The 11,934-nt window shown below is 68.1% G+C and carries 12 protein-coding genes; 9 read left to right on the top strand and 3 right to left on the bottom strand.

The genetic code is table 11. From position 1 onward, the window contains the following. Positions 1-20: 20 nt before the first annotated feature. Positions 21-392 carry a hypothetical protein gene (locus FCI23_RS35980; protein WP_136728381.1) on the bottom strand — a complete coding sequence of 124 codons (372 nt, stop codon included), beginning with the start codon at positions 390-392 and terminating at the stop codon, positions 21-23. A 249-nt stretch (positions 393-641) separates the two neighbouring features. Further along, positions 642-1,502 (bottom strand): 16S rRNA (cytidine(1402)-2'-O)-methyltransferase, encoded by an 861-nt coding sequence (gene rsmI, locus FCI23_RS35985; protein WP_136728382.1) that lies wholly within the window; start codon positions 1,500-1,502, stop codon positions 642-644. A 116-nt stretch (positions 1,503-1,618) separates the two neighbouring features. On the opposite strand from rsmI, the gene FCI23_RS35990 reads away from it, so the two are divergent. The 3 genes from FCI23_RS35990 (at position 1,619) to FCI23_RS36000 (ending at position 5,309) form a co-directional block, all read left to right on the top strand. Further along, on the top strand, positions 1,619-3,352 hold the full coding sequence (locus tag FCI23_RS35990; protein ID WP_136728383.1) for a dolichyl-phosphate-mannose--protein mannosyltransferase: 1,734 nt from the start codon (positions 1,619-1,621) through the stop codon (positions 3,350-3,352). Positions 3,353-3,544: 192 nt separating this feature from the next. Further along, positions 3,545-4,474: a phosphotransferase enzyme family protein gene (locus FCI23_RS35995; protein WP_136728384.1), complete on the top strand. Its 930-nt coding sequence runs from the start codon at positions 3,545-3,547 to the stop codon at positions 4,472-4,474. Positions 4,475-4,790: 316 nt separating this feature from the next. Next, positions 4,791-5,309 carry an SRPBCC family protein gene (locus FCI23_RS36000; protein WP_211265588.1) on the top strand — a complete coding sequence of 173 codons (519 nt, stop codon included), beginning with the start codon at positions 4,791-4,793 and terminating at the stop codon, positions 5,307-5,309. Between the two features lie 664 nt (positions 5,310-5,973). Here FCI23_RS36000 and FCI23_RS36010 read toward each other — a convergent pair. Then, positions 5,974-7,224, bottom strand: coding sequence for a hypothetical protein (locus FCI23_RS36010; protein WP_211265592.1), 1,251 nt, complete (start codon positions 7,222-7,224; stop codon positions 5,974-5,976). Between the two features lie 363 nt (positions 7,225-7,587). Between FCI23_RS36010 and FCI23_RS36015 the strand changes: the two genes are divergently transcribed. The 6 genes from FCI23_RS36015 to FCI23_RS36040 all read left to right on the top strand — a co-directional run bounded on the left by FCI23_RS36015 (position 7,588) and on the right by FCI23_RS36040 (position 11,086). Next, the gene (locus FCI23_RS36015; protein WP_136728388.1) at positions 7,588-8,130 is read left to right on the top strand and encodes a bifunctional DNA primase/polymerase; all 543 of its coding nucleotides are present in this window, start codon (positions 7,588-7,590) and stop codon (positions 8,128-8,130) included. Continuing rightward, the gene (locus tag FCI23_RS36020) at positions 8,120-8,407 is read left to right on the top strand and encodes a hypothetical protein (RefSeq protein ID WP_136728389.1); all 288 of its coding nucleotides are present in this window, start codon (positions 8,120-8,122) and stop codon (positions 8,405-8,407) included. The genes FCI23_RS36015 and FCI23_RS36020 overlap by 11 nt, the downstream gene beginning before the upstream one ends. Before the next feature lie 25 nt (positions 8,408-8,432). After that, positions 8,433-8,741, top strand: coding sequence for a hypothetical protein (locus tag FCI23_RS36025; RefSeq protein WP_246144389.1), 309 nt, complete (start codon positions 8,433-8,435; stop codon positions 8,739-8,741). 319 nt (positions 8,742-9,060) lie between these two features. Continuing rightward, complete coding sequence (locus tag FCI23_RS36030) at positions 9,061-9,378, top strand: hypothetical protein (RefSeq protein ID WP_211265590.1); 318 nt, start codon at positions 9,061-9,063, stop codon at positions 9,376-9,378. Positions 9,379-10,300: 922 nt separating this feature from the next. Next, the gene (locus tag FCI23_RS36035; RefSeq protein WP_211265591.1) at positions 10,301-10,663 is read left to right on the top strand and encodes a hypothetical protein; all 363 of its coding nucleotides are present in this window, start codon (positions 10,301-10,303) and stop codon (positions 10,661-10,663) included. Between the two features lie 111 nt (positions 10,664-10,774). Beyond that, positions 10,775-11,086 carry a hypothetical protein gene (locus FCI23_RS36040; protein WP_136728390.1) on the top strand — a complete coding sequence of 104 codons (312 nt, stop codon included), beginning with the start codon at positions 10,775-10,777 and terminating at the stop codon, positions 11,084-11,086. Positions 11,087-11,934 lie beyond the last annotated feature (848 nt).

Consider the following 11,934-nt stretch of genomic DNA (forward strand, 5'->3'; position numbering starts at 1 on the left):
GAGTTTACGAACCCCCGCGACTACGACCCGTGCGGCCCCTGCGGCCCCTGCGGCCGCGAACCCTTGCGGTGCAGCAGATGCAGCAGATGCCAGTCGTGCGTGCGGTGCACCACGCGTTCGCTGCTTCCGCTCACCCATGTGGAGGCCACTTCCGACACCTGGCCGGACCGCATGATGCGCACCCGGTGGCCGTCACAGTTCAGGCAGCTCGGACGGGTCAGCGGGGAGGGGGCGTGGTGTCCGTCCTCGGTCGTGTAGGTCACGAAGGGCTTCCCCTTCACATCGACGTGGTGTTCGATGTCGTACGACTGCTCCCAGCCGTACCCGCAGTTCATGCAGGCGAAGGCGTACGCCTCGCGGACTATGCCCTCGGTGCCGACGGTCTCGCTCATCGCAGCTCCTGTTGCCCTCCGGACACCCCGTCCGGAGCGGGACTTCCCGTACCAGCGAACGCCTTTCGCGGCAGTCGCGCAAAGGGGGTTCCGTACTCTTGGGTCACTTTTAGGCCGTATGTTGAGAAGATACCTTTCTCCTACGATAGGACTTTTGCCGCACTCTGTGTTTAGCCATACCCACAGCCTGCCCAGGCCCACGCCGGCCGGTTCACCCCGGTGGTTCAGCCCGGTGGTTCACCCCGGTGTTTAGCCTTGCGCCGCAGCGCCCCGTTTCGCGGCCACCACCGCGTCGAAGACCTCCCGCTTCGGAAGCCCCACCGCCGCCGCGACCGCCGCGATCGCCTCCTTACGGTGCTCCCCCGCCGCCTCCCGCTCCGCGACCAGACCAGCCAGCTCCCCAGGCGTCAGATCCGCCGGCCCCGGCTCCGGGGCCCCTTCCACGACGATCGTGATCTCGCCCCGTACGCCGCCCTCCGCCGCCCACGCCGCCAGCTCCTTCAGCGGGCCGCGCTTCACTTCCTCGTACGTCTTCGTCAGCTCCCGGCACACCGCCGCCCGCCGCTCCGCCCCGAAGACCTCCGCCATCGCCGCCAGCGTGTCGTCCAACCGGTGCGGCGCCTCGAAATACACCAGCGTCCGCCGCTCCCCGGCCACCTCAGCCAGCCGCGACCGCCGCTCGCCCGCCTTCCGGGGCAGGAAACCCTCGAAGCAGAACCGGTCCACCGGCAGACCCGACAACGCCAGCGCCGTCAGCACCGCCGACGGCCCCGGCACCGCCGTCACCCTGATCCCGCGCTCCACCGCCGCCGCCACCAGCCGGTACCCCGGATCCGACACCGACGGCATCCCCGCATCCGTCACCAGCAGCACCCGCGCCCCGCCCACCAGCGCGTCCACCAGCTCCGGCGTCCGCGCCGACTCGTTCCCCTCGAAATACGACACCACCCTGCCCGCCGGCTGCACCCCCAGCCCCTGCGTCAGCCGCCGCAGCCGCCGCGTGTCCTCCGCAGCGATCACATCCGCCGCCACCAGCTCCGTCCCCAGCCGCGCCGGGGCGTCCGTGATGTCGCCGATGGGTGTTCCTGCCAATACCAGTACGCCTTTCACCCAGACATCCTCCCACCCCGCCTCCCGCCCGCCCGAAAGCCGCAAGGTGCGGGCAACGTGCAGGCAAACACGCCGCTCCTTACCGATTGCTCATCCGGTGTCTCTACGATGGCCCGGTGACGAGTGACACCGCGACGCAAGCGCAGGCGCACGCCCAACGGAATGACGCCCCCGCCCCCGAGGCGGAGCCGACCCCGTGGCAGCGGCGGCTGCGCCGCTTCGGCTACGCAGACCGGCCGCGCGCCACCACGGCCGAACGCCTGATCGCACCCTTCCCTGAGCCCGGCACCCGCCTGTGGGCCGCCCTCGGCCTGGGACCGGGCACAGCGGACCGGCTGGTCCGCTGGTCAGGCTGGGGCGGCCCGCTGCTCGTGGCCCTCGTCGCCGGGCTGCTGCGCTTCTGGAACCTCAAGAGCCCGAACGCGGTGATATTCGACGAGACGTACTACGCCAAGGACGCCTGGTCGCTTCTCCAGTACGGCTACGAGGGCACCTGGACCGACAAGGCCAACAACGCGATCCTCGCCCCCCACCAGACGATCCCGCTCTCCTCCGACCCCTCCTATGTGGTGCACCCGCCGGTCGGCAAATGGATGATCGGCATCGGTGAATGGCTGTTCGGGCTCAACCCCTTCGGCTGGCGCTTCATGGTCGCCGTCCTCGGCACCCTCTCCGTCCTCATGCTCTGCCGCATCGGCCGCCGCCTCTTCCGCTCCACCGCCCTCGGCTGCCTCGCCGGCGGACTCATGACGGTCGACGGACTGCAATTTGTCATGAGCCGCACCGCCCTCCTCGACCTCGTCGTCATGTTCTGGGTGCTCGCCGCCTTCGGCGCCCTCCTCATAGACCGCGACAAGGCCCGCGCCCGCCTCGCCGCCGCCCTCCCCGACACCCACGCCGGCCTCGGCGCCCGTCCCTGGCGCATCGCCGCCGGCGTCTTCCTCGGCCTCGCCACCGCCACCAAATGGAACGGCCTCTACATCCTGCTGGCCTTCCTGGTGATGACCGTCCTCTGGGACGCCGGCGCCCGCCGCACCGCCGGCGCCAGGCACCCCCACCGCACCGCGCTGCGCAAGGACGCGGGCTGGTCCTTCCTGGCCCTCGTCCCCGTCGCCATCGCCACCTACCTGCTCAGCTGGACCGGCTGGTTCCTCACCAAGAAGGGCTACGACCGCGACTGGGCCGCCCACCGCCAGGGCCTCTCCCCGGACCACATCCTCGGCATCCCGCTGCCGCAGATCAACATGACCTGGGTCCCCGCCGCCCTCCGCAGCCTCTGGCACTACGAGTCCCAGGTCTACGACTTCCACGTCAACCTGGTCTCACCCCACACCTACCAGTCCAACCCCTGGAGCTGGCTCGTCCTCGGCCGCCCCGTCTCCTACTTCTACGAGTCCCCCAAACTCGGCCAGAACGGCTGCACCGCCGCCGCCGGCTGCGCCCGCGAAGTCCTCGGCATCGGCACCCCCCTCCTCTGGTGGTCCGCCTGCTTCGCGCTCCTCTACGCCCTCTACCGCTGGATCTTCCGCCGCGACTGGCGCGCCGGAGCGATCCTCTGCGGAGTCGCCGCCGGCTACCTCCCCTGGTTCATGTACCAGCAGCGCACGATCTTCCTCTTCTACGCCGTCGTCTTCCTCCCCTTCCTCTGCCTCGCCCTCGCCATGATGCTCGGCGCCATACTCGGCCCCCGCCAAGCCACCGAACGCCGCCGCATGTGGGGCGCGGTGGGCGCCGGCACCCTCGTCCTGCTCATCGTCTGGAACTTCATCTACTTCTTCCCGCTCTACACGGGCATGACGATCCCGTACTCCTCCTGGCGCGCCCGAATGTGGCTGGACACCTGGATCTAGCTGGGGCTTTGCGCCTTTGGGCCGTGGGGCAACGACCCGCCGTAGCGGTCATCATTGGTCGTTGCCGGTCACCCTTGGCCCACCCCGGACGGCCCACAGACGGCCCGGGAACGGCCCCGTATGTGCAGGTCAACAGGGCAGGGCTGGACCCCCTCTAGTGGCCGCGCCGAGCCGGGCGGTAGCGTCGCGCACATGATCTCGGGCGACGGAGACACCCCAACCGAAGCGGCGGCATTCACTGCGGAGGGCGCAGGGACGGTGCTCCGCGAAGCCTGCCGGACAGCGGGGCTGGACCCGTCCGGCGCCGAGCTGCTGAGACTCGGCTCGAACGCGGTCTACCGGCTGCACACGGCCCCGGTGATCGTCCGCATCGCCCGCGACCGCGACGGCCTGGCCGAGATGGACCGCGCCGTTCGCGTCGCCCGCTGGCTGGCGGAACAGGACTTCCCTGCCACGCGCGTCCTGCCCGGTGTCGAGCAGCCGCTCACAGTCGGGGGCAGGGTCGTCACGTTCTGGGAGAGCGCCCAGGAGAGCGAGGAGTACGCGAGCCTGAATGAGCTGGCGGACCTGCTGCGGCGCCTGCACTGGCTTGAGGAGCCACACTCCCTCGGGCTCCCGTACTTCGAACCGTTCCCGAAGCTGCGCGCCTCCCTCGCCGAGCTGAACGGCACGATCCCGGCGGACGACTGGACGTTCCTGGACGAGCGTGCCGGCCGTCTCCACAAGGACTACGACAAGCTGGACTTCGTCCTGCCCTTCGGCGCGATCCACGGCGACGCCAACGTCGGCAACGTCCTGCGGGACCATACGGGCCAAGCCATCCTCATTGACCTCGACGGCTTCTCGCTGGCTCACCGCGAATGGGATCTCATCCTCACCGCGATCTACTACGACCGCTACGGCTGGCACTCCCGCACCCAGTACGAGGGGTTCGTCCACCACTATGGCTTCGACATCATGAACTGGCCCGGCTACCCCGTCCTCGCCGACCTGCGCGAGCTGATGATGACGCTGTGGATGGGCCAGCAGTCCCTCACCAACCCCAAGGCCGCCGAGGAGTTCACCCGGCGCGTCAAGGCCATCAAGGCTGGCGGCGGCCGCAAGGACTGGCGCCCGTTCTGAGCTTCGCCTTTGCAGGCGTCTAGAGAGTTCTCTCTGCGGGTGTTACGGCGGCTGTGGGTCGAGTCCGGTCTTCGCGAGAAGTCCGGCGAGTAACTCCGGCCGGTACTGCAGTCGTCGGCGTAGCCTGAGCCGCGGAAGAAGCTGCCTCCCAGGCCCTCGAAACTTGACCCTTACAAGCCCGCCATTGGTGGCACGGGTGCGGGTTCCGCCCACACGACCGATGAGTTCCGCCTCGCCGCGTCGTCTGCATGTTGGGAACGTCCCCCTTCCGCGCCTGCGGGAGGCCAGAGATGAGATGACAAGGAGCGTGCACACCGTGGACCAGGAGAACGTGAGCGCCACCCTGACTGTCGCCGTGCCCGCCGCGAGGGTGTTCGCGGTGCTGGCGGACCCGACGACCCATTCTGCGATCGATGGCACCGGCTGGGTTCAGGAATCTGTCGACCGGGCGCCGCTGACCGAGGTGGGGCAGATTTTCCGGATGGACATGTACCACGCCAACCATCCAAACGGTGACTACCAGGTGGTCAACAAGGTCCAGGTGCTCGACCCGCCGCGCGCCATTGGCTGGCTGACGGGGCAGGAGAAGGGCGACGGTCACCTGGAGTTCGGCGGCTGGATCTGGCATTACGACCTTGCGCCGCTCGGTCCGTCCGAGACTGAGGTCACGCTCACCTACGACTGGTCGGCGGTGCCGCAGTTCATCCGGGATCGCGGCATCCAGTTCCCGCCGTTCGGCCCTGAGCATCTCACCAACTCGCTGCACCACCTGGCCGAGCTTGCCGAGCTTGCCGCACCGACGTCCCGGGCCTGGACGCCCGGGGGCTCGATCTAGCTGAGGCTGTCCTGCTGCCAGGCGCGCGGCCAGTTCCCCGACGTTGGAAGCGGCCCTGGGATTCCGAGATCACGGCGTGCGCACATGTAGAAAGTGTCACGCGCCTGGCCCATCCGCCGTTCTGCGCGCTCCCATCCGGCAGGGTCGTTCCTCAGACCCCGCGCGTACAGTTCGACATTCCAGACGGCCTCATGCCACGCCCGCGCCGCTGCAACCGTCTCAGCATCCCCGATGAGCAGAACAGATTCCCACTCGGCCGCACGGCGAGACTCGGCCTCGGCAAGCAGCCCCATGCCTTCGCCCAGTTCCAGAGGATCTGCAACGTTGGCGAAACCCCGTGTGGCGCCGAGGCGTTGTGCGATGCGTATCTGGGCTTTAAGGGTATTCGCGTAGCCAGCGTAGGTAAGGAACCTCTTCTCCTCCCACGCTTCAGCCCTGGCACGTCGCCAGCGGGTCCGCTCTGTGACGCTTGCCGCTGCGTACGAGCCGACGGCTCCGACTACGACACCAATCAAGGCTGGTAGCTGATCCCAGAACGCCATTCGTCCCCCCTGCGCTGGTCCAACATTGTCGTGTAGAGACGTTCAGGGGTAGACGGCACCCTTACGAACGGCGCCCTTCCCCGTTGCGGATCGAGGCAAGCCATGAGCCTCCTCGGCGGCCTTCACACAGCCGTGTTCTCAGCGGTTGCGATCCAGAGCCGGTGTTCCGCAGCTTGTTCGCAGAAGTCTCGTACGGGATCGGCGTCACGGAAATGCGCAAGATGCTGGCGGAACTCGGCGAGGTACGCCACGCAGCGTGCGGACTTGAGCTGTTCGCCAAGGTCCAGCGCGTCCAGCGCGACGCGGCACGCCTCCGTAGGTCCATCGGCCCGAAGGTGCGCGTCGGCGAGGACCATGGTCGCGAAGAAGTCACTGCGGACGTGGCTGCCGCTCATGGCGTTCTCCGCGTGCGCGACGGCCTGGCGGGCGAGGTTCACGTCTCGGAAGCAGTGCGCGGCCTCGGCCGCCAGCTCGGCTTCATCGAAGTAGGAAATCCACTCCGGCTCGTCGTCGCTGTTGCGGCTGTCCAACGCCTTGGCAGCCTCCGCCAGGGCGCGTTCGCACGCGCGGATGTCGCCTGTACGCGCCAGGGCGCGCGCCTCCATAGCGTGGAACTGAGCCCGCAGCGTCGGGGTGGCCACATCGGAGATGCCCATGAGCGCGGCGCGGGCGAGGGTCGCGGCCTCGGTGTAGTGGCCGAGGAAGGTTGCCTGGTGGCTCATCGCGGAGAGGATGCTTCCGGCAAGGCGGCGGTCGTTGGCGTCCTGGGCGAGGCGAAGAGCCTGGAGGAAGTACCTCTGAGCCAGCCCGTGATGGCAGGAGTCGTACGACATCCACCCGGCAAGCAGCGTCGATTCCGCGACGGTCGAGAACAGCACGCGCCCAACAGCCTCCGTGTATTGCCCGCTGAGCAGCGGAGCCACATCACGGCTGAGGTACTGGATCACTGAGTGCCGGGCGTGGTCCCCGCCGAACCGGTCGTCGAGCTGGGCGAACATGTCGCTGGTGGACTTCACCGTTGCCACGTCGGCCAAGCCGACACGCGGACCCCTGGCATTCGCAGTATCCGGAAACGACGGCTCCGGAGCGACAAGCCAACGCAGCGACGCCTCATTCCACGCGGGCTCGGACGGCTCGGCCGTGATCAACGGCTCGTACCCGTTGAGGTCAGCCCGCCACAGACGGTCAACTGCAGTAATAGCAGCCTCCGGACTCGCCGGATAACCGGCGTCCAGCAGCGCGGCGTCCTGCCCCCTGAAGTGGCTCAGCCCGAGCTCTGCCGCGCTGAGCCCGAACGCCTCACACAACAGCGGCCCATAGAAGTCGTCCGGATCGCTGTGCCCGTTCTCCCAGCTCGCGATCCGGCGCTTCACGCTCGGGTCCGCCGGCAACTGGTGTCCGTGGCGGGCGGCGATACCGCGCAGCACGTTGACCAATCGAGGCTGGCTCCACCCCCGGGTCTTGCGGGCTTCGCGGAGAAGGGCTGCGCCGGGCTGCTCCACGTTGACCTCTCCCTTTCTTACGAATGTACGGCCGCAAGGGCCGCCTTGTCGGCGGTAGTTGAGGATCGTAGACCGGTCCTGTCCGGTGACGGGGGATGACGCGGTTGGACTGGACTCGTCATCCCCCATCACCTCTCGTCATCTGCCCAGCTCAGGGCCCTGCGGGCGAGTCTGGTCACCCGGCGACGATCGGCCGCCGGAAACGACCTACCGGGGTGAGATGACGTGCAGACGATGACGCGGCGAGGCATCGAGTGGCTCTCCAGCGCCGCCGACAACCCAGACAAGTGCCGGTCTCAGTGGGCGTCGGATCCCCGACACCCGTACGCGCTGCCGACCGGCCGCCTCTTCGACGTCGTGGTGGTCGGCCAGCGCCTCGGTATGGAGACCTTCGACCAACTCCTCCGGCACGACATGCCGCTCGGCCCGGTCGCCGTCGACCAGGCCGCCAAGAAGATCAGCTTTTTCCTCGAACCCGAGCTCCGGCGGCGCTTCACCAACTACCTCGACGCCGAGACGGCCGACCCGCCCCATCACACCTACCTGGACGAGGGCTCAGTCGTCGTCGCCCCAGGCCCCATGCCCCTGTCCAGCGACCGCTACCAGTGGCTCCGCGCCCCCGCCCGGCCCCTGACGGGCCACCACCTCCGCGCCGCCGGCCTGGCCGTGATGCTCGTCGCAGCCGCCGCCCTCATCGAGAGGGTCGACAAGTACGACGAGGACTGCTCGGCCGCAGCCGTGGACCCACTCCCCAAGGCCGCCAGTCATGAACACTGACGCGGACGGCGCCCGCTGGTCGCCCATCGACACCGACGAGTGGTACGCCGCCCGCAACGCCACCACCGCCCTCCGCGATGTCCTCACCGCCGCCGGCATGGCCCGCGATTTCCCCTACCTCCGCGCCGAACTCAACGCTTTCGGCCAAGGCCTCATCGAACTCGGCCGCGTCTCGCCCGAGACGGCCGAACGGATGGCGGAACTGCTTCGCCTCTCGTTGCAGAGCCAGCACGACCGCGGGGCCACCGAGAGCACCTGCGGCCCGGCAACGGATTGACCCACCCCAGAGGAGTGCCCGCCCCATGGACCCCCGCCGCGTAACCGCCCAGCGTGCCGAAGGCCTCGCCCCCGCCGTGCCCTACGTACGCGGCTGGGCCACCGCCAAACGCGCCGCCGACACCCTCGCCGCCCAACTCCGCGTCCTCGGCTTCGAACCCGACTTCCTCGGCCTCAAAGCCGACGTAAGCGTCTTCGGCGACGGCCTCGTCTGCCTGGGTCCCGTCCGCCCCGAAGCGATCCAACTCCTCGCCGAAGCCTTGGCTACCGGCCTCACCGCCGAGATGGCGTCCGCCGCCGGCACCACCGAGCTCCCGGACGCCTCAGCGGCCTGAGCTCCGTCCCCCAGTCCCCAGCTGCCCAGGTTCGGAGGTCCCCCTACCGGCAGCTGGACCCTCGGCCCCGCACGCCACCACGGTGAACCCCTACTCACGCCGGTCTGCTGCGGGGCCGGGGCACGTGACGTTCCGCGCCGGTCACGGTCGGGCTCGACAGCCGCGCTGCCCACGCGGAGCGATACCACCACGATGCGAACTACGGGCGGGACGGTCGCCAAGGTCTGCTGGGCTGGTCAGCCGGTCGTCTGAGGTTGGTGACGGTCACCTGTGGTCGGCGTAGTTGCTGTACTCCGCTGCTGTACAGCAGGATCGGAAGATGTCCCGATCAGTAGGCGCGCACACTGCCGACCCGTGCCCTCGGTGCTTCGTCGAGGCGGTGCGTCTGGGCAAGCCGATGTCTGTTGGGGGACGCGATGCGGTCGGCTACGTCTGCGACCACTGTGCGAATGCGTGGTCTCGACCGGTCGGGGACGACCTGGAGATCTATGACGTCGTCAGGGTGGACCTCCCCGACACCACGCTCTACGGCACCGTCTGGCAGGTGGAAGGTGACCGCGTCCAGGTGCGCGGCACGGGCGGTACGTGTGGTGAGTGGCTGCTGTGGGTCGAGCGCTGGAGAGTCATCATGTACTGAAGCCTCTCCATACCCGTGCCCAACGGGCCCTGAGCTTGGGAATCACAGAGCACTAGACCCGCCATAAGTGGGCTGATCTGCGGAAACGCTCGCTGCTCGGGACCCTGATGTGGTTCGTTGAGCACCGTGTTTGACCGCGGTTTACCGCTCGATCGGGCACGCATCGGGCACGGGCGGCGTGGCCCTGGATGACGTGAGTGCGGAGCTGGGACGGCCGGTGAGGGCAGTCCCCAACACGCTTTCCAACTCTGCACGTCGTGGTTCAGGGCGGTTCAGCACAGTTCAGAATCCTGGTCGGGTCGATCTGGTGTGTCCCCCTGAACGGTCCTGAACATCGGCGGACGAGACTGCGGATGAGACTGAGGCGCGTGCCCCTCGTGCGCAGCCGGCCTTAGGCGTCGTTTCCTTTGGCGGTATCGTCGCGGGCATGACGGGTGGGCTGTGGGAGTCGGGCCTGGGTGCCTGGTACGGGCCCGGCACTCCACTGGTGCAGCGAATACGGCACTACCGGCCGAATCGCCGGGGACAGATCAAGCTCGCACGCTGGCTACGTGTCGGTCTACTGCGGGTGTTGGCATGTCTCGCTGCCGGTGCGGCCCTCGGCATCGCGTTGGGCTCGTCGGTTGATCCTGTGCGCTGGCACAGCGCCCTGCTTGGTGCGGGGACACTCGCAGGTGCGTCTCTGATCTGGCGGTGCTCGCTCATCAGAGGGTCGTGTCCCGCCTCGTGGTGTAAGCGACCTTGCTCGACGCGTTCCGGTAAGCCACGTGTCGGCCATCCCATGGGCCACGGCTCTCGCGTCGCGCGCGGCTGACCTGCCGTCAGCGCCATTGGCGGCCCTGAACCGCGTCAATGCGGCGATGACCTGCGCATTCCGAGTACTTGATCGGCTACACCATCTGGCGGGACGCGATCCATCAGAGTGGTGCTGCAACCCGGAGAGATCGTGCGCTTCGGTGTGTGGCGGCACATTGTTGTGCCCTGCGCCTCTGTGAAGCGATTGCATCATGGCGCATGGCGCGGTGGTCTCGTCCTGGAGACCCACGCAGGGGAAAAGGTCGATTTCCTGTGGTTCGAAAAGTCCCTGTGGGACGCGTTCTACGACTTCTCCGCTGTCTGCTTCGATGCCATGCGGGCTCACGTCCAGGCCGCTGGGAGCCGTGGACCATCCCCCGGCTCCGCGAGACTTGAGCGGCGTTTCACCTGGTCGGTTGGTGCAGAACTGCTTGCTATGGGCGCTGTGGCAGATGTGATCGTCGCGCTGGTTGCGGCGATCCGCGGCTGACCGGGTCCGCCACCCCTGTGATGCGGCGGAACGGCTTTCAAGAGCGCCGCGCTTCCAGAGAGTGCGGCGCTCTGACCTGCGAGGGAGCCTCCCTCAGCTGTCGGTGAGGCCTTGCTGGCCCACGTATGGCCCATAGTGACGGACCCGCTTGCCTATCTCGCCACCGTCTTGGATGCGGCGCAGCGAGACGCCGAGGCGGCCCGTGATGCCACGTTCGCGAAAGACGGGCATTGCGTAGTGACCGGGCCGTTCGGCGACGGTGACGCATTGGGCACCGTGCAGTCCGAGGTGAGCGAAGCCATCATCGGCGAGTCCGACGACGACGTGCCGTTCCCGTTCGCCCGCCACATCGCCCGCCACGGCCCGCAGGCGACGCTGCGCCGGATCGCTGCCTGCTTGCGGCCTGACTTGCCGGTCTACTGATCAGGCAGTTGCCTGAGCTGCGGCCCGACCAACGGCCCTGCCTATGACCTGCGCCTGAGCCGTCAGTCGTTGTCATCGTTGGTCAGCGCAGAGCGCCCTCCCGCGGCCCCAACACGGCCCGTCGGAGGGCGCTGTTGCGCGTACTGCCGACAGGGGCAGCCCCACTTTGGAAGACGAGTGATGCGGGTGCGGCCTGGCCTGGCATCCGCCACGTCCTTACGGCTCACCAGCCGTCGCGTCCGCCGCCGCCCCAGGGCCGTCCGGGCCGTGAGGGCCGTGTCGGCCGTGTGGGCCGTGTGGGCCGTGTGGGCCGTGTGGGCCGGCATCCCCATCCGCCGCCGCGGTCGCCACGCCTTGCAGGCACCACGCTGTCGAAGAGTCCCATGATCTTTCTCCTTCCTGGAGAGCAACTAACTAATCAAGATACGTAGCAAAGCATGAAATAGATGGTCATATCGAGAAAAACCTACAGAGGCCGACCGGAGAGGCGCGTACGCCGGGTGCGTGTGCCGATCCGGGCCGCGATCACGGCCCCCACGTATCACTCATGCCCCGAATCATCGTCGCCGGGCCCGGACCCCTGGATGCTGGCGCATGGCCTGGGGATGCCGGGCACTGTTGGCCACACAGCCGCGAGTCGGCGGCCCAACTTTGTTCCAGCCCAGGTGCGTTGGAGATATCGTTACGAGCCGGTGTTCTTCATGACGTGGAGGTCTCATGGCTAGTGTCTCGTGATCCTGTTTGTGTCACTTCGCGTTGTTGTCGACGAGTTTCTTGATGTTGGTCTGGACGAGTCGGACCTTGGCGAGGATCTCGTCGGCGGTCGCGGTCCAGGTGAAGGGTTTGGC

This window comes from Actinacidiphila oryziradicis, assembly GCF_005047355.1.
In the GTDB taxonomy this organism is placed as follows: Bacteria; Actinomycetota; Actinomycetes; order Streptomycetales; family Streptomycetaceae; genus Actinacidiphila; species Actinacidiphila oryziradicis.